The organism is Streptomyces griseocarneus, assembly GCF_014655595.1.
Taxonomy (GTDB): domain Bacteria; phylum Actinomycetota; class Actinomycetes; order Streptomycetales; family Streptomycetaceae; genus Streptomyces; species Streptomyces griseocarneus.
In genome coordinates this window covers 41,188-58,622 of sequence record NZ_BNBL01000010.1, presented here as the reverse complement: position 1 = coordinate 58,622, position 17,435 = coordinate 41,188, and the positions used below count along the sequence as shown (strand labels likewise).

Sequence of the window (17,435 nt, the reverse complement as noted above, 5' to 3'; positions counted from 1 at the left end):
TAGAAGATCCGTCGAAAACCGCCAAGACGCCGCCAAGAAACGACGCGCCCCCGCCGGCCCGGGCGCAGTCTGAGCCTCCGACCCAACGGAGGTACGACAAAAGATGTCCATGCTGGCCAATTCGGAGCACGCCGCGGGCACCGGCGACGAAGAGCCGCCCGATACCGGCGCCGCGCGGGCCGCCGAGGACCGGCACCGGCTCACCGCCACCCAGGGCCTGGCGGCCCTGTCGCTCGACGCGATGGCGTCGGTGGCGTACGGGCCCGAGGCGATCGTCCTCGTGCTGGCCGCGGCCGGGGCGCACGGCCTGGGGTTCACGCTGCCGGTCACGCTCGCGATCGCCGCCCTGCTGGCCGTCCTCGTCGCCTCCTACCGGCAGGTCATCGCGGCCTTCCCGGACGGCGGCGGCTCGTACGCGGTCGCCAAGCGGCACCTTGGCCGGCGCACCGGCCTGTTCACCGCGGCCTCCCTGGTCCTGGACTACGTGCTCAACGTGGCCGTCTCCGTCACCGCCGGCGTCGCCGCCCTCACCTCCGCCTTCCCCTCCCTCCAGGACGACCGGCTGTGGCTCTGCCTGGGCGTGCTGGCCCTGGTCACCGGCGTGAACCTGCGCGGCATCGTGGACTCCGCCAAGGCGTTCCTCGTCCCCACCGCCGTCTTCGTCGGCTCGATCCTCACGGTGATCGTGGCCGGCCTCCTGCGGGACGCCCCCGCGAGCACCGAGGCGGCCGCCGGCCACGCGTCCGCGCTGTCCGGCGACGCCACCGCCGTCGGCGCACTGCTCCTGCTCAAGGCCTTCGCGGCGGGCTGTTCGGCCCTCACCGGCGTCGAGGCCGTCGCCAACGCCGTCCCGGCCTTCCGCGCCCCGGCCACCCGCCGGGCCCAGCGCACGGAGGTCGCGCTGGGAGCGCTGCTGGGCGTCATGCTGATCGGCCTGTCCGTGCTCATCGGCCGCTTCCACCTGCAGCCGGCCGAGGGCGTCACCGTCCTCGCCCAGCTCGCCGACGCCTCGCTCGGCCACAACTGGGCGTTCTACGTCGTGCAGTTCGCGACCGTCGTCCTGCTCGCCCTCGCCGCCAACACCTCCTTCGGCGGGCTGCCGGTCCTGATGGGCCTGCTGGCCCGGGACAACTACCTGCCGCACGTCTTCGGCCTCAAGGCCGACCGCCAGGTCCACCGCCACGGCGTGCTGGCCCTGGCCGCCGTCTCCGCGCTGCTGCTCGTCCTCTCCGGCGGCGACGTCAACACCCTCGTACCGCTCTTCGCCATCGGGGTGTTCGTCGGCTTCACCCTCTGCCAGGCCGGCATGGTCCGGCACTGGCGCCTGGACCGGTCGGCCGGATGGCGGGGCAAGGCACTGCTCAACGGCTTCGGGGCCGTGCTCACCGGCGTCTCGGCCGTCGTGGTCACCGCGACGAAGTTCACCGAGGGCGCCTGGCTGATCGTGATCGCGCTGCCGCTGCTGGTGGCCGCATTCGAGGCCGTCCACCGGGCGTACGGGCGGATCGGCGAGCGCCTGGAGCTGGGCCGGGTGCCCGAGGCCCCGCACCGCTGCCGCTCCGTGGTCGTGGTCCCGGTCTCCTCGCTGTCCCGGCTGACCAGCAAGGCGCTCACCGCCGCCGTCTCGCTCGGCGACGAGGTGATGGCCGTGACCGTCACCCACCCCGACGCGGAGGGCCGGCGCGCGGCCGAGTCGCTGCGCCGCGACTGGGAGCTGTGGCGCCCCGGCGTCGACCTGGTCGAGCTGCCCGCGCCCACGCGCTCGCTGGGCCGCCCGATCGTGGAACTGGTCCGCGAGCTGTCCGGCCGGCATCCCGACACCAGGGTGACCGTGCTCATCCCCGAGGTGGAACCCGCCCGCATCTGGCAGCGGCTGCTGCAGAACCAGCGCGGCGCGGTCCTCGCCCACGCCGTGCGGCGGGACACCGACGCGGTGATCTGCCGGCTCCGGTTCCGCATCGGGGCATGAGCGGGCGCGAGTGGGCGCGGGCGGGCGCGATCGGGCGCGGGCCATGGGCGCCTCGCCCGCCGGCCGGGCGAGGCCCCCTGTCGTAATCCCCCGCCATCGCTGATCGTTGGTCCCAGCGACCCCGACACCGCGAGGGAGAGTCGACATGCCGATCAGCCGCAGACAGCTCATGGCCGCCGGCGCCGGACTCGCCGCGGCAGGGGGCCTGCCCACCGCGTGCGGGTCCGACACCGGCCGCGCGGACGGCGGTTCGGGGCCCCGGCTGTCGCAGTGGTACCACCAGTACGGCGAGCCGGGCACCCGGCAGGCGGTGGAGCGCTACGCCGCCGCGTACCGCAAGGCCCGCGTCCGGGTGGAGTGGCGGCCCGGCAACTACGACCAGCAGACCGCCGCCGCCCTGCTCGGCTCCTCCGGGCCGGACGTCTTCGAGGTCAACGGCCCGACCATCGAGCAGATCCAGGGCGGGCAGGTCGCCGACCTCACCGAACTGATCAAGGACGTCAAGGACGACTTCCACCCGGCCGTCCTCGCCCCCAAGACCTACGAGGGCCGCGTCTGGGGCATCCCGCAGCTGGTCGACACCCAGCTGCTCTACTACCGCAAGAGCTTGCTGCGGGCGGCCGGCCTCCGGCCGCCGGCGACGCTCGACGCCCTGATCGACGCGGCCCGCGAGCTGACCACCAAGCGGGCCAAGGGCCTCTTCCTCGGCAACGACGGCGGCGCGAGCGCCCTCGCGGGCACGCCCCTGTACGCCGCCGGCCTCTCCCTGGTCACCCCCGGCGGCACGGTGGGCTTCGACGAACCGGCCGCGGCCCGCACCCTCGGCAAGCTCCACCGGCTGTACGCCGACAAGTCGCTGCTGCTGGGCGCGCCCACCGACTGGGCCAACCCGGCGGCGTTCGCCCAGGGGCTCACCGCGATGCAGTGGTGCGGCCTGTGGGCCCTGCCGCAGATCGCCAAGGCCCTGGGCGACGACTTCGGGGTGCTGCCCTTCCCGCCGGACGGCCCGGCGGGAAGACCCGCCGTGCCGGTCGGCGCGTGGACCGCGGCCGTCAGCGCCCGCGGCGGCCACCGGGAGGCGGCCGAGGCCTTCGTGCGCTGGCTGTGGATCGAACGCACCGACCTCCAGAAGGACTTCGCCCTCTCCTACGGCTTCCACATCCCCGCCCGCGCTTCCCTCGCCGCCACGGCGGACAGGCTCCGGCAGGGCGCGGCGGCCGAGGCGGTGCGGTTCACCGAGGAGCACGGCTTCGCGCAGCCCCTCTTGTGGACGGCCGCGAGCCAGACCGCCTATCTGGACGCCCTCAACCGCGTGATCAAGGAGGGTGCCGACCCCGGCGCCCAGCTGCGGGCGGTCGTCCGCACGGCCGGGGCGGAGCTGCGGCGCGTTCAGAAGAGGCGCTGAGTGGGCGCCGCCCGCCCGTCCGGGGCCGGGACCCGGCGGACACGGCAGCGGAACCATACCCTCTGGTTCTGGACGTTCGTCGGCCCCTTCGTAGCCGGGCTCACGCTCTTCACGTACGTCCCACTGGCCTGGAGCGTGTACCTCAGCTTCTTCGACGCCCACAACACCGTCTCCCCCACGGAGTTCACCGGCCTCGGCAACTACACGGCCATGCTCGGCGACGGCGCCTTCCGGTCCTCCCTGGTGACCTTCGCCGTCTTCACCGCCTTCATCGTCCCCACCACCTACGTACTGGCCCTGGGCCTGGCCCTGGCGGTGAACCGGCTGCGCGCCGGCCGGGCGTTCTTCCGCTCCGTTTTCTTCCTGCCCGCCGCCTGCTCGTACGTCGTCGCGGCGATGATCTGGAAGCTCTCGGTCTTCAACGGAGTGCGATTCGGACTGGCCAATACCGTGCTGGGATGGTTCGGCGCCGAGCCGGTGGCCTGGCTGTCGGCCACCGACCCGCCCTGGTACTGGCTCGTCATCGTCACCGTCCGGCTCTGGCTGCAGACGGGCTTCTACATGCTGCTCTTCCTCGCCGGGCTGCAGCGGGTGCCGGTGCGGCTGTACGAGGCCGCGGCGCTCGACGGGGCCCGCCCCGGGTGGCAGACCTTCCGGCACATCACCTTCCCGGCCCTGCGCGCCACCTCGGTCGCGGTCGTCCTGCTGCTCGTGGTCAACGCCTTCCAGGCGTTCGACGAGTTCTACAACCTGCTCTCGGGCACCCGGGGTTACCCGCCCTACGCCCGGCCGCCGCTGGTCTACCTCTACTACACCGCCCTCGGCCAGGGGCAGGACCTGGGCCTGGGCAGCGCGGGCGCGGTGATCCTCGCCCTGGTCATCCTGGTGGTGACCGTCGTGCAGGCCCGCTGGACGGGCCTCGGCCGCACGGAGGAGTGAGATCCAATGGAGGACGCCCTCGTACGCGCCGGCCGCGCCCTGCGGCTGGTGCTGCTCATCGCGCTGGCCGTGCTGTTCCTCATCCCCTTCTACCTGCTCGTGCGCAACGGCCTGTCCTCCGAGGCGGAGATCACCGCACCCGGCTGGACGCTCTTCCCCCGCCGCCCGCACTTCTCGAACGTGCGCGAGCTGTTCACCGACCCCGACGTGCCGATGGCCCACGCGCTGCTGAACTCCTCGCTGATCGCGGTGGCCACGACCGCCGGCACCCTGCTGCTCGCCTCCCTCGCCGGCTACGGCCTGGCCCGCATCCCCTACCGGCACGCGAACGCCGTCTTCTACGCCGTCGTGGGCACCCTGATGGTCCCGGCGGCGGTGACGTTCGTGCCGTCGTTCGTGCTGGTGTCGTCGCTCGGCTGGGTCTCGACGCTGCGCGGGCTGATCGTGCCGACGCTCTTCAGCGCCTTCGCCTGCTTCGTCTTCCGCCAGTACTTCCTCGGCTTCCCCCGGGAGCTGGAGGACGCCGCGCAGGTCGACGGGCTGGGCTACTGGCGCACGTACTGGCGGGTCGTCGTCCCCAACTCACGGCCGGTCTTCGCGGCCGTCGGCACGATCGTCTTCATCGGCGCCTGGAACTCCTTCCTGTGGCCGCTGGTCATCGGCCAGGGCCGGAGCTCGTGGACGGTGCAGGTGGCGCTGTCGACGTTCACGACGGCCCAGACCGTCAACCTCCACGAACTGTTCGTCGCGGCCGCCGTCTCGATCGTGCCGCTGCTGCTGGTCTTCGTGCTGCTGCAGCGGTACATCGTGGCGGGCGTGGAGCGCTCGGGGATCGACGACTGAGACGGCCGGCACTTCCGTCCGGCTGGGGGTCCGCGGGTCACCCCCCGGGAAACTGCAGCATCGTGGCGGGCGTCGAGCGCGCCGGCATCGACGACTGCACCCTGCCCCGGGACTGCGGCCCCCGGTGCCCGCCGCGCAGTAACGCCGCGCCCAGCGGCGTGAGGGTGTGCATGACCGCGCTGCCGTTGCGCAGCGTCAGCACCAGCCCGGCCTCGCGCAGCACGCCCGCGTGCTGGCTGGCCGAGGCGGCCGACACGCCGACCCTGCGGGCGAGTTCACTGGTGGTGCAGCCGCCGCCGATGGAGCCCAGGACCGCCGAACGGGTGTGCCCGACGAGCTTGCCCAGCGAGCGCGGGGCGTCCGGGACGGCGGGCGCCGACTCGGACATGGCCCGCGCGGGGTAGACCAGCACGGGCGTGAGCTCGGTGTTCTGCAGGGTCACGGGCGTGCGCCGGCAGAAGAACGACGGCAGGAGCAGCAGCCCCCGGCCACCGAGGTACATGTCGCGGTCGACGGGGTAGTCGACCTCGAGCACCGGGGCCCGCCAGCGCATGGTGGGCGGCAGCGAGGACAGCAGCGCGTCCGCGCCGCCGTCCAGCAGCGCCCGGCCGCGCACGGCGCGGTCCGCCTCGATCTGGGCCTGGATGTGGGCCCAGTACGGGGCGATGGCGGCCTGGTGATAGGTGTGGAGGGCGCTGATCAGCTTCCCGAACGCCCGGGCGTCGCCCTCGGCCAGCGATCGTATCCAAGCCGGCAGGGTCCGCACGGTGGGCAGCCGGCTCAGTTCGTCGTGCACCCGGTCGGCCGGGGTGGCCCGCAGGGCGGCTATGCCGGACTCGAGTCCGTCTAACCCTTCGGGCGGTGTCAGGAAGTCCGGGAAATATCCACGGGACGGAACCAGCGGCGCCAGTAGCCGCGTTTCACCATTCAACCGAGCTCGGGTTTCCGAGCGCCAATCCCCGAAGATCGACTCGCCTTGTTTGTCCCGAAGCCGGTGCAGGCTCAATACGGTTTCCCAGAGCACGTCCGGGTCTCCGGCCAGGCGCAACCGGGCCAGATCGAGTCCAGTGAAATGGACACGCAGCACCAAACCCCCACATGAGACATCCGCAACCACCCCCCGCTCACTGAGTATGCACACCGATACGAGGTGTTACCACGCCCTTTTGGCCACAGTTGAAAGGACTCGCGGCGAACATCGCAGAAGCGAAATGCTATTCACGCACTCAGGGCCGCCCCGCTCGTTCCCGTGGGGGGTGGCGAGCGAAAAAGCGGCCGCTGGGTATGCGAGTTGCCGCCCGAGCCGATGCGGGCGGCAACAACTCCCGGTGGGGGAGTAAAGAGGGGCGGCGCTCCCGCACGGGCGCCGCCCCTTCGCCGTGCAACAGCACGTTACGAACAGGTTAACGATCTCGGTGTCCGCGCCCGGGGACACGAAGGCACGGGGCGCGAGGACACCAGGGCACGAGGACATGAGGAAGGGACGGCGCCCGCGCGAGCGCCGTCCCTTCTCTTCTACCGGAGCCGCCGAGGTCCGAGGGTCGAGGTCATCCCACACCGGCTCCGGAGTTCAACAGGCCGCCACTCAGCGGCTGTCGCTGCCCGCCGTCCCGTTCAGCGCCGCGGCGCGGCCCGCCTCCAGGCGGGCGACCGGGATGCGGAAGGGCGAGCAGGAGACGTAGTCCAGGCCCACCTCGTGGAAGAAGTGCACCGACTCCGGGTCGCCGCCGTGCTCGCCGCACACGCCGAGCTTGAGGTCGGGGCGGGTGGCCCGGCCGGCCTTGGCGGCCGCGCGGACCAGCGAGCCCACGCCGTCCCGGTCGATGGTCTCGAACGGGCTGACCCCGAAGATGCCCTTCTCCAGGTACGCGGTGAAGAAGCTGGCCTCGACGTCGTCGCGGGAGAAGCCCCACACGGTCTGGGTCAGGTCGTTCGTGCCGAAGGAGAAGAACTCGGCGGCCTCGGCGATCTGGTCGGCCGTCAGGGCGGCGCGCGGCAGCTCGATCATCGTGCCGAGCGGCAGGCTGAGGTCCGTGCCGCTGGCGGCCTCGACGTCGGCGATGACGCGCTCGGCCTCCTCGCGGACGATCTCCAGCTCCTGGACGGTGCCCACCAGCGGGATCATGATCTCCGCGCGCGGGTCGCCCTGGCGGCCGATCCGCTCGGCCGCGGCCTCGGCGATCGCCCGCACCTGCATGGCGAACAGGCCGGGGATGACCAGGCCCAGACGGACGCCACGCAGGCCCAGCATCGGGTTCTGCTCGTGGAGCTTGTGCACGGCCTGCAGCAGGCGCAGGTCGTTCTCGTTGGCGTCCTCGCGGGCCTCGGCCAGCGCGACGCGCACCGACAGCTCGGTGATGTCGGGCAGGAACTCGTGCAGCGGCGGGTCGAGCAGGCGGACCGTGACCGGCAGCCCGTCCATGGCCTCGAACAGCTCGACGAAGTCGGCCTTCTGCAGCGGGAGGAGGGCACCGAGTGCCTCCTCGCGCTCGGCGTCGGTGTCGGCCAGGATGAGGCGCTCGACCAGCTCGCGGCGCTCGCCGAGGAACATGTGCTCGGTGCGGCACAGGCCGATGCCCTGGGCGCCGAAGCGGCGGGCGCGCGCGGCGTCCTCGGCGTTGTCGGCGTTGGCCCGCACGCGCAGGCGGCGGGTGCGGTCGGCGTAGGCCATCATCCGGTGCACGGCCTGGACCAGCTCGTCCGCGTCGTCGGCGCCGGCGTGCATGCGGCCCTCGAAGTACTCCACGACCGGGGACGGCACGACCGGGACCTCGCCCAGGTAGACCTTGCCGGTGGAGCCGTCGATGGAGACGACGTCGCCCTCCTGGATGACGACCCCGCCCGGAGCGGTCATCTTGCGCTGCTTGGTGTCGACCTCCAGCTCCTCGGCGCCGCAGACACAGGTCTTGCCCATGCCGCGCGCGACGACGGCCGCGTGCGAGGTCTTGCCGCCGCGCGAGGTCAGGATGCCCTCGGAGGCGATCATGCCGTCGAGGTCGTCGGGGTTGGTCTCGCGGCGGATCAGGATGACCTTCTCGCCCGAGCGCGACCACTTCACCGCGGTGTACGAGTCGAAGACGGCCTTGCCGACCGCCGCGCCCGGCGAGGCGGCGATGCCCCGGCCCAGCAGCTCCGTCTGCGCCTTCTCATCGAAGCGCGGGAACATCAGCTGCGCCAGCTGCGCGCCGGTGACGCGCTGCAGCGCCTCGGCCTCGTCGATCAGGCCCTGGTCCACCAGCTGGGTGGCGATGCGGAAGGCCGCACCGGCCGTGCGCTTGCCGACGCGGGTCTGCAGCATCCACAGCTTGCCGCGCTCGATGGTGAACTCGATGTCGCACAGGTCCTTGTAGTGCGTCTCCAGCGTCTCCATGATCTGCATCAGCTGGTCGTACGAGGCCTTGTCGAGCTGCTCGAGCTCGGCGAGCTGCATGGTGTTGCGGATGCCGGCGACGACGTCCTCGCCCTGGGCGTTCTGCAGGTAGTCGCCGTAGACGCCCTGGTGGCCGCTGGCGGGGTCGCGGGTGAAGGCGACGCCGGTGCCGGAGTCGGGGCCGAGGTTGCCGAAGACCATCGAGCAGATGTTGACGGCGGTGCCCAGGTCGCCCGGGATGCGCTCCTGGCGGCGGTAGAGCTTGGCGCGGTCGCCGTTCCAGGAGTCGAAGACCGCCCTTATGGCGAGGTCCATCTGCTCGCGCGGGGCCTGCGGGAAGTCGCGGCCGGTCGCCTTGGAGACGATGACCTTGAACTCCTCCACCAGGCGCTTGAGGTCGGCCGCGTCGAGGTCGACGTCCGTGGTGACGCCCTTGGCCCGCTTGGTCTCCTCCAGCGCCTCCTCGAAGAGGTCGCCGTCGACGCCCAGCACGGTCTTGCCGAACATCTGGATGAGGCGGCGGTAGGAGTCCCAGGCGAACCGCTCGTCGCCGGCCTGGGTGGCGAGGCCGGTGACGGACTCGTCGGACAGGCCGATGTTCAGGACGGTGTCCATCATGCCGGGCATGGAGAACTTGGCGCCCGAGCGCACCGACACCAGCAGCGGGTCGTCGGCCTGGCCGAGCTTCTTGCCCATGCGCTGCTCGAGGGCCTCGAGGTGGGCGGTGACCTCGTCGCGCATCGACGACGGCTCCTCGCCGCCCTCGAGGTAGACCTTGCATGCCTCGGTGGTGATGGTGAAGCCGGGGGGCACGGGCAGTCCGAGGTTGGTCATCTCGGCGAGGTTGGCGCCCTTCCCGCCGAGCAGGTCCTTGAGGTCCTTGTTGCCCTCGGTGAAGTCGTAGACGAACTTCTGGCGATCTTCGGATACCGGCACGGGAATCGACTCCTCACTCGGGCCTCCCGGGACGCTGAGGGGGGAGGACTGCCCTGACGGCGGGGAGCGTACCCAGATCGAAGGCATCTGAGGAGGTCTACTCCGCCAACTTGGGGGCGCAACCACCCGTCCGCCAGCAGATCGAAAGTTGCGCGCTCAAATGAGGCCCTACCTCCCTTCTTTCAGGCTCTGAACTCAACATGACCGAAAATGATCGACCGATCACGGCCCGTCGAAAAACTCCACCCTCTGTCGTCAAGAGTTGAAACCAAAAGGGGTGGCACGCAGTGCCACCCCTTGGAAAGGTGCACCCCTGATTCCGGTGCTCATCTGAGCGAGACCCTTATCAGAGGTGGCGAGAATCACGCCGTGTTCGACGGCGTTTCACCCGCCCGAAGTATCGAGTTCGGCATCCGCGCCGACCACGGCGCAGTCGTACGGGTCGTTCAGCCACCCGTCAGGAAGCACCACCCGGTCGCGGCCGGACGTACGGCCGCGGGGGCCGTCGGCACCCACCGGCCAGGCCTGATCCAGGTCCAGTTCGCTCAAAAGAGCGTCCAGTTCGTCCAGAGATGAGGCGATCGCCAGCTTCTTGCGCAGCTCCGAGCCGATGGAGAAGCCCTTGGTGTACCAGGCGACGTGCTTGCGGAAGTCGATGACGCCGCGCTGCTCGTTCTCGAGCCACTGCCCCAGCAGCTCCGCGTGGCGCAGCATCACGCGCGCCACCTCGCGCAGGGTCGGCGCGGTGGGCGTCGCGGTGGGCGTCCCGTCCGGGCCCTCCTCGAGGGCGGCGACCAGGTCCCGGAAGAGCCAGGGCCGGCCCAGGCAGCCGCGCCCGACCACGACGCCGTCGCAGCCCGTCTCGCGCATCATGCGCACGGCGTCGTCGGCGGACCAGATGTCGCCGTTGCCCAGGACGGGGATCTCGGGCACCGCCTCCTTCAGGCGGGCGATGGCCTCCCAGTCGGCGGTGCCGCTGTAGTGCTGGGCGGCGGTGCGGCCGTGCAGGGCGATGGCCGTGACGCCCTCCTCGACGGCGATCCGTCCGGCGTCGAGGTAGGTGATGTGCTCGTCGTCGATGCCCTTGCGCATCTTCATGGTCACCGGCAGGGAGCCGGCGTTGCCGACGGCCTCGCGCAGGATCGAGCGCAGGAGGTTCCGCTTGTACGGCAGGGCGGAGCCGCCGCCCTTGCGGGTGACCTTGGGGACGGGGCAGCCGAAGTTGAGGTCGACGTGATCGGCCAGGTCCTCGTCCACGATCATGCGGACGGCCTTGCCGACGGTCACCGGGTCGACGCCGTAGAGCTGGATGGAGCGCGGCTTCTCGGTCCCGTCGAAGTGGATCAGCCGCATCGTCTTGGCGTCCCGCTCGACGAGCGCCCGCGTGGTGATCATCTCGCTGACGAAGAGCCCCTTGCCACCGGAGAACTCACGGCACAGCGTGCGGAAGGGAGCGTTGGTGATCCCCGCCATCGGGGCCAGGACCACCGGCGGCTGCACCGGGTGCGGACCGATCTGGAGCGTCATGGAGGGTGCTTCCTCGAAGTCATGCGGGCGGTTGGGCGGACCGTTAATTGTCCCTCATCCGGGCGAACGGACGATCCGCCGAAGGTCCCGTCCTCTCTCCGCCACGCCATGCCGTGCTCCGGCGTCACGCCGTCCCGTCCTCCCTCCGTCACGCCATGACCGAGGTCATGGCCGAGGTCAGCTCGCTCAGCTTCAGCAGCCGGTCGTGGGTCTCCTCGTCGGCCGGGGTGAAGGTCAGCACCCGGGCGCCGGGGGTGGGGCCCGTCCACAGGCTCGTGTAGTCCAGCCGCAACGGGCCGACCTGCGGCTGGCGCAGGACGCGCGTGCGGTGGGCGGTGGGCTGGACGACCTCGTGCCGCTCCCACACCCGCCGGAACTCCGGCGAGGCGTCCTGCAGGCGCTTCAGGAGGCACTTCCAGGCGGGCTCGGCGAGGTGGTCGGCCATCGAGGCCCGGAATTTCGCGGCCATCGCGCGGGTGGCCTCCTCCCAGTCGACGGTGCCGGTCCGCCAGGCGGGGTGGGTGAAGTACAGCCACAGGCAGTTGCGGTCCTCCGGCGGGATCTCGTCGAGGTCGCAGAGCAGCTGCCCGTACGCGCGGTTGTAGGCGAGGATGTCGTAGCGGGCGTTCTGCAGGCAGGCGGGGAAGGGCTCCAGCCGCTCCAGCATCAGGCGCAGCGCGGGGGTGATGGTCCCGCACTCGGTGTCCGCCCGGGGATCGGCGGAGCCCGCCAGGGCGAAGAGGTGGGCGCGCTCGGCGCGGTCGAGCATCAGGGCGCGGGCGACGGAGTCCAGGACCTGCGCGGAGACCTGGATGTCACGGGCCTGCTCGAGCCACGTGTACCAGGTGACGCCCACGGCGGCGAGCTGGGCGACCTCCTCGCGGCGCAGGCCGGGGGTGCGGCGGCGGGGCCCGCGCGGCAGGCCGGCCCGCTCGGGGCTGATGCGTTCGCGGCGGCTGCGCAGGAAGGCCGCCAGTTCGTGGCGCCGTACCTCGTCGGGCCGGGCGGCGGCGTAGGCGGCCGCCCTGCTTTCGATCACCATCGTGGTCATGTGCTCCAGGGTGCGGTACCGCTGATCCAGTTGCCAGGTAGTTCGAATACCAGGATAAGGGCACTCTGGTACCAGGCTCACGGCGCTGCCATCGTCGTGTCCCGTGAACGAAATCCGCATACCCCGTCCCGTTCCCCTCCCCGTACCGCCTCCCGCCCCGGCCGTCCTCCCCAGCGGCCCCTCCCCCGCCTCCCCCTCGATCGGCCGCGTGGGCCTGCTCACCGTGCTCATCGGTGCCGCGCTGCCGTTCCTCGACTTCTTCATCGTCAACGTCGCGCTGCCGACCATCGACGACGACCTGGACGCCGGTCCCGCGCTGCTGGAGATGGTGGTCGGGGGCTACGGCGTCGCCTACGCGGTGCTGCTCGTGCTGGGCGGGCGGCTCGGCGACACCGTGGGCCGGCGACGGCTGTTCCTGTGGGGGACGGCCGCGTTCGGAGTGACGTCGGTGGCGTGCGGCCTGGCGCCGGACGCGTGGTCGCTGGTGGCGGCCCGGGTGGCGCAGGGCGCGGCCGCGGCGCTGATGCTGCCGCAGGTGCTGGCGACGATCCAGGCCACGACCAGCGGGGAGCGGCGGACCAGGGCGATGAGCCTGTACAGCGGCACGGCCGGGGTGGCCAGCGCGGTCGGGCAGGTGCTCGGCGGGGTGCTGGTCTCCGTGAACCCGGCCGGGACGGGCTGGCGGTCGATCTTCCTGATCAACGCGCCGATCGCGGCGGCGGCGCTGCTGCTCGCGCTGCGGTCGGTGCCCGAGACCCGGTCGGCGAACCCGACGCGGGTGGACGCGCGGGGCACGCTGCTGCTGACGCTGAGCCTGGTGTCGCTGCTGGTGCCGCTGACGGAGGGGCGCTCGACGGGCTGGCCGCTGTGGTCGTGGGTGCTGCTGGGGGTGTTCCCCCTCGCGACGGTGGCGCTCGTCGTGGTGGAGCGGCGCGAGGAGCGGGCCGGGCGTACGCCGCTGGTGCCGCCGTCGCTGCTGCGGGTGCACTCGGTGCGCAGCGGGCTGGCGGTGATCGCCCCCTTCTCGGTCGGCTGGGGCGGCTTCATGTTCGTGCTGGCGGTGGTGCTGCAGGAGGGATTGCAGCTGGGGCCGATGGCGGCGGGGCTGGCGCTGCTGCCGATGTGCGCCACGTACTTCGCGGGCTCGATGGCGGGGCCGCGGCTGGCGGCCCGGTTCGGGCGGCGGGTGGTGACGGCCGGATCCCTCATCCAGCTGACGGGGCTGACCACGGTGATCGCCACGTTCTGGTTCGGCTGGGACGGGCTGGGCGCGGCGGGCCCCGCGGCGGGCCTGGCGATCCAGGGGCTGGGGCAGGGGCTGCTGATCCCTCCGACGCTGCGGATCGTGCTGAGCGAGGTGCCGGTGGACCGGGCGGGCGTGGGCAGCGGGGTGATGGTCACGACGCAGCAGGCGTTCATGGCGCTGGGCGTGGCGACGATGGGCTCGCTGTTCCTGTCGCTGGCGCCGTCGACCGGGATGCGGAAGGCGCTGCTGATCACGTTCGGGGCACAGCTGCTGCTGGTGGTGGCGACGGTGCTGCTGAGCCTGCGGCTGCCGAGGTCGGTGCGCTGATCCGGACCTGAGGGTGAGGACACACATGGACTGACAGATATTGAAATCTGTCAGTCCATGTGTCACGCTTCTGGTGTACCCGCCTCCCGGACCCACCGCCGGGAGGCACCCCCACCCCTCCCCCAGGAGTTCCCCGTGCTGCACCGCACTCTGGGCACCACCGGCCCCCAGGTCTCCGCCCTCGGCCTCGGCTGCATGGGCATGTCCGCCCTCTACGGCGACGCCGACCGCACCGAGTCGATCGCCACCATCCACGCCGCCCTGGACGCCGGCGTCACCCTGCTGGACACCGGCGACTTCTACGGCATGGGTCACAACGAGATGCTCATCGGCGAGGCCCTGCGCTCCACCACGGCCGCCCACCGCGAGAAGGCCCTCACCAGCGTCAAGTTCGGCGCCCTGCGCGACCCCGACGGCGGCTGGTCCGGCTACGACGGCCGCCCCGCCGCCGTGAAGAGCTTCGCCGCCTACTCCCTGCAGCGCCTGGGCGTCGACCACATCGACGTCTACCGCATCGCCCGCGTCGACCCGGACGTCCCGGTCGAGGAGACCGTCGGCGCGATCGCCGAGCTGGTCCAGGCCGGCCACGTCCGCCACATCGGCCTGTCGGAGGTCGGCGCGGACACCATCCGCCGGGCCGCCTCCGTCGCCCCCATCAGCGACCTCCAGATCGAGTACTCCCTGATCTCGCGCGGCATCGAGGAGCGGATCCTGCCCACCTGCCGCGAGCTGGGCATCGGCGTCACGGCGTACGGCGTGCTCTCGCGCGGCCTGATCAGCGGCCACTTCAGCCGCGACCGGCAGCTGGCGGCCAATGACTTCCGCGGCATGAGCCCGCGCTTCCAGGGCGAGAACCTCCAGCGCAACCTCGACCTGGTCGACGCGCTGCGCAAGGTCGCCGAGGGCAGGGGCGCGAGCGTCGCCCAGACCGCCATCGCGTGGGTCCTCTCGCGCGGCGAGGACATCGTCCCCCTGGTCGGCGCCCGCCGCCGCGACCGCCTCACCGAGGCGCTCGGCGCCCTGGACGTCACCCTCGGCGCCGACGACCTCGCCGCCATCGAGGAGGCCGTCCCGGCGGGCGCCGCGGCCGGCGAACGCTATCCGGCGAGCCAGATGGCCCACCTGGACAGCGAGCACTGAGCCCAGGGGTGCCCCGCAGCCGGATGACGACCCGGGCCACCGCGCGCGCCACCACGCGGGTACGGTCGTACAAGCCAACCGCACCCCGAAGGGACCCCGCATCCCGATGCCCGCCGAGCCCCTGACCCCGGACCGCATCCTCGAAGCCACCGAGGACGTGCTGCGCCGCTACGGCCCCGCCAAGGCCACCGTGGTGGACGTCGCCCGCGCGCTCGGCGTCAGCCACGGCAGCGTCTACCGCCACTTCGGCAGCAAGGCGGCCCTGCGGGAGGCGGTCACCGGGCGCTGGCTCGACCAGTCGCACGCCGAGCTCTCGGCCCTGGCCGACGCGCGGGGCCCGGCCGACAGCCGGCTGCGGGAGTGGCTGGCGGCGCTCTTCGCGGCCAAGCGCCGCAAGGCGGGCGACGACCCGGAGCTGTTCGCGACGTACATGGTCCTGGTCGGCGAGAACAGCACCACCGTCGAGCGGCACATAGAAACGATGATCGAGCAGCTCGCCCGGATCATCGAAGGCGGCGTGGACGAGGGCGAGTTCCGGCCCGTCGAGCCCACGACGGCCGCCCGCGCGGTCTGGGACGCGAGCAATCGCTTCCACGACCCCGCCTACGCGCCGGAGTGGTCGCAGCCCGGCATCGAGACGGCGTTCGAGGCGGTGTGCGACCTGGTCCTGCGCGGCCTGCACGCGTAGGCGGACGGCCCGTCAGCCCACGCCGAGGAAGCGCAGCACCGCCAGCACCCGCCGGTGGTCGGCCTCGGCCTTCGGCAGGTCGAGCTTCGCCAGAATGCTGTTGATGTGCTTGGCCACCGCGCTCTCGCTGATGACCAGGTGCCCGGCGATGCCCGCGTTGGACCGGCCCTCGGCCATCGACGCGAGCACCTCCCGCTCACGCGCCGTCAGCCGGTCCAGCGGGTCACTGTGCCGCCGCGTCAGCAGCTGCGAGACCACCTGCGGGTCGAGCGCCGTGCCGCCGGCCGCCACCCGCCGCAGCGCCTCGATGAACTCCTCGACGTCCGCGACCCGTTGCTTGAGCAGGTAGCCGAAGCCGGCCGTGTCCCCGGTCAGCAGGTCGGTGGCGTACCGCTCCTCCACGTACTGCGACAGCAGCAGCACCGCCGTCGCGGGCCACCGGGCGCGCAGGGTGAGCGCCGCCCGTACGCCCTCGTCGGTGTAGCCCGGCGGCATCCGCACGTCGAGCACGGCGAGGTCGGGCTCGTGCAGCTCGACCGCCGCCAGCAGGGCCTCCGCGTCACCGGCCTCCGCCACCACCTCGAATCCGGCCGCCTCCAGGACCTTCACCAGGCCCACCCGGAGCAGAACGGAATCCTCGGCGATCACGGCGCGCACGGCAGCTCCACGGTCACTACGGTCGGGCCCCCCACGGGGCTGCTGATCGAGAACGTGCCGTCGACCGACGCGACGCGCTTGGCCAGCCCGGCCAGCCCCGTGCCGCCCGAGGGATCGGCACCGCCCACGCCGTCGTCGGAGACGACGACGATCAGTATCCCGCCCGTGCGTTCGACCCGGACCTCCGCCCCCGCCGCCCGCGCGTGCTTGACCACGTTGGCGAGCGCCTCGGAGACGACGAAGTAGGCCACGGCCTCGATCGCGGGGGCCGGCCGCTCCGGCAGGTCCACCCGCACCCGTACGGGCAGCGGCGCCCGCTCCGCGAGCCCGGACAGCGCGGCGTCCAGCCCCCGGTCCTCCAGCACGGCCGGGTGCAGCCCGCGCACCAGGTCCTGCAGCTCGGCGATGGCCTCCTTCGCCTCGCGGTGCGCCTCGTCGATCACCTTGCGCGCGTCCTCGGGCAGGCCGGGCATGGTGACCTTGGCCAGGCCCAGGTTGACCGCCAGCGACACCAGCCGCTGCTGGGCGCCGTCGTGCAGGTCGCGTTCGATGCGCCGGCGTTCGGCGTCCGCCGCGTCCACGACGCCGGCCCGGCTCTCGGTGACCTCCTCCACCCGGCGCCGCAGCCGGTCGGCCGGGCTGGGCCCCAGGAGGTCCCGTGCGGCGCGGGTGTCGGCCCGCTCGAGCGCGCCGGACAGCCACGCCGACGCGTACAGCCCGGCGATCCCGACGGCGGTGAGATAGCCGGCCTGGACCGCGTAGCCCCATTGCGCGAGCCGCCACCCGGGCGGCAGCGCCCACACCCACACATAGGTGGTGGTGGCCACGGCGGAGGCCGCCCACAGCGTCAGCGCGCAGGCGCCGCCCGTCGCGATCAGCGGGCCCATCACCAGGTGGTACCGCACCTGCCGCCACGACCAGCGCCGCCCCGGCGCCGGTATCGCCACCCCCAGCCGCCCCTGGAAGCGCGCCCGCTGCACGGTGGTGAGCACGGGCGTGGCGGCCCCCAGCGCCGCGAGACCCGCCAGCAGGGCCGCCAGGCAGCTCAGCGTCTTCGTGGGCCCGCCGTCCAGCCACGGCACCGACAGGACGAACAGCCCGGCGGACTGGATGAGCGCGCCGGTGGCGTGGAAGGCGACGGCACGGCCCGCGCCCTCGAAGGGCCGGCGGAACGGGGTGGGGATTCGCATGCGTCACACGGTATGTGCGCAGGTCAGCGCCGTGCGAGGGAGGAGGCATCCGTACCCGGGGTGTAGCTGGTGCCCCCTCCACAGCGGCACGCCATCAGCCGCCCGGATACGCCGAAGGCCCCGGCCCCCCATCGGGCGGGGGGCCGG

Annotated in this window: 13 protein-coding genes; 7 read left to right on the top strand and 6 right to left on the bottom strand. The window is 72.4% G+C overall.

All coding sequences use genetic code 11. The features are described 5' to 3' along the window. Positions 1 to 103: 103 nt before the first annotated feature. The 4 genes from IE295_RS23840 (at position 104) to IE295_RS23825 (ending at position 5,156) form a co-directional block, all read left to right on the top strand. Complete coding sequence (locus IE295_RS23840; RefSeq protein ID WP_190065791.1) at positions 104 to 1,969, top strand: APC family permease; 1,866 nt, start codon at positions 104 to 106, stop codon at positions 1,967 to 1,969. A gap of 145 nt (positions 1,970 to 2,114) precedes the next feature. Continuing rightward, positions 2,115 to 3,374 carry an ABC transporter substrate-binding protein gene (locus IE295_RS23835; RefSeq protein WP_190065790.1) on the top strand — a complete coding sequence of 420 codons (1,260 nt, stop codon included), beginning with the start codon at positions 2,115 to 2,117 and terminating at the stop codon, positions 3,372 to 3,374. Continuing rightward, on the top strand, positions 3,375 to 4,313 hold the full coding sequence (locus IE295_RS23830) for a carbohydrate ABC transporter permease (protein ID WP_190065789.1): 939 nt from the start codon (positions 3,375 to 3,377) through the stop codon (positions 4,311 to 4,313). A gap of 6 nt (positions 4,314 to 4,319) precedes the next feature. Next, positions 4,320 to 5,156 (top strand): carbohydrate ABC transporter permease, encoded by an 837-nt coding sequence (locus IE295_RS23825; protein WP_190065788.1) that lies wholly within the window; start codon positions 4,320 to 4,322, stop codon positions 5,154 to 5,156. A 37-nt stretch (positions 5,157 to 5,193) separates the two neighbouring features. Here the strand turns inward: IE295_RS23825 and IE295_RS23820 are convergent, their stop codons facing one another. From IE295_RS23820 to IE295_RS23805, 4 genes are all read right to left on the bottom strand, one after another. Further along, positions 5,194 to 6,243 carry an ArsR/SmtB family transcription factor gene (locus IE295_RS23820; protein ID WP_190066001.1) on the bottom strand — a complete coding sequence of 350 codons (1,050 nt, stop codon included), beginning with the start codon at positions 6,241 to 6,243 and terminating at the stop codon, positions 5,194 to 5,196. A 498-nt stretch (positions 6,244 to 6,741) separates the two neighbouring features. Beyond that, a complete protein-coding gene (ppdK, locus tag IE295_RS23815) occupies positions 6,742 to 9,462 on the bottom strand; it encodes a pyruvate, phosphate dikinase (RefSeq protein ID WP_190065787.1) in 2,721 nt (906 codons plus the stop codon). Positions 9,463 to 9,846: 384 nt separating this feature from the next. Continuing rightward, positions 9,847 to 10,989: a tRNA dihydrouridine synthase DusB gene (dusB, locus tag IE295_RS23810; RefSeq protein ID WP_190065786.1), complete on the bottom strand. Its 1,143-nt coding sequence runs from the start codon at positions 10,987 to 10,989 to the stop codon at positions 9,847 to 9,849. Between the two features lie 148 nt (positions 10,990 to 11,137). Continuing rightward, positions 11,138 to 12,040, bottom strand: coding sequence for a helix-turn-helix transcriptional regulator (locus IE295_RS23805; RefSeq protein ID WP_190065785.1), 903 nt, complete (start codon positions 12,038 to 12,040; stop codon positions 11,138 to 11,140). A gap of 103 nt (positions 12,041 to 12,143) precedes the next feature. Between IE295_RS23805 and IE295_RS23800 the strand changes: the two genes are divergently transcribed. The 3 genes from IE295_RS23800 to IE295_RS23790 all read left to right on the top strand — a co-directional run bounded on the left by IE295_RS23800 (position 12,144) and on the right by IE295_RS23790 (position 15,441). Beyond that, positions 12,144 to 13,613 carry an MFS transporter gene (locus IE295_RS23800; protein WP_372478780.1) on the top strand — a complete coding sequence of 490 codons (1,470 nt, stop codon included), beginning with the start codon at positions 12,144 to 12,146 and terminating at the stop codon, positions 13,611 to 13,613. A 135-nt stretch (positions 13,614 to 13,748) separates the two neighbouring features. Further along, on the top strand, positions 13,749 to 14,753 hold the full coding sequence (locus IE295_RS23795) for an aldo/keto reductase (protein WP_190065784.1): 1,005 nt from the start codon (positions 13,749 to 13,751) through the stop codon (positions 14,751 to 14,753). 106 nt (positions 14,754 to 14,859) lie between these two features. After that, complete coding sequence (locus tag IE295_RS23790) at positions 14,860 to 15,441, top strand: TetR/AcrR family transcriptional regulator (protein WP_190065783.1); 582 nt, start codon at positions 14,860 to 14,862, stop codon at positions 15,439 to 15,441. 12 nt (positions 15,442 to 15,453) lie between these two features. Here the strand turns inward: IE295_RS23790 and IE295_RS23785 are convergent, their stop codons facing one another. Together IE295_RS23785 and IE295_RS23780 are read right to left on the bottom strand one after the other, a co-directional pair. Continuing rightward, the gene (locus IE295_RS23785) at positions 15,454 to 16,098 is read right to left on the bottom strand and encodes a response regulator transcription factor (RefSeq protein ID WP_190065782.1); all 645 of its coding nucleotides are present in this window, start codon (positions 16,096 to 16,098) and stop codon (positions 15,454 to 15,456) included. Continuing rightward, the gene (locus IE295_RS23780) at positions 16,086 to 17,288 is read right to left on the bottom strand and encodes a sensor histidine kinase (protein ID WP_190065781.1); all 1,203 of its coding nucleotides are present in this window, start codon (positions 17,286 to 17,288) and stop codon (positions 16,086 to 16,088) included. Before IE295_RS23780 ends, IE295_RS23785 begins: the two co-directional genes overlap by 13 nt. Between the last annotated feature and the right edge of the window lie 147 nt (positions 17,289 to 17,435).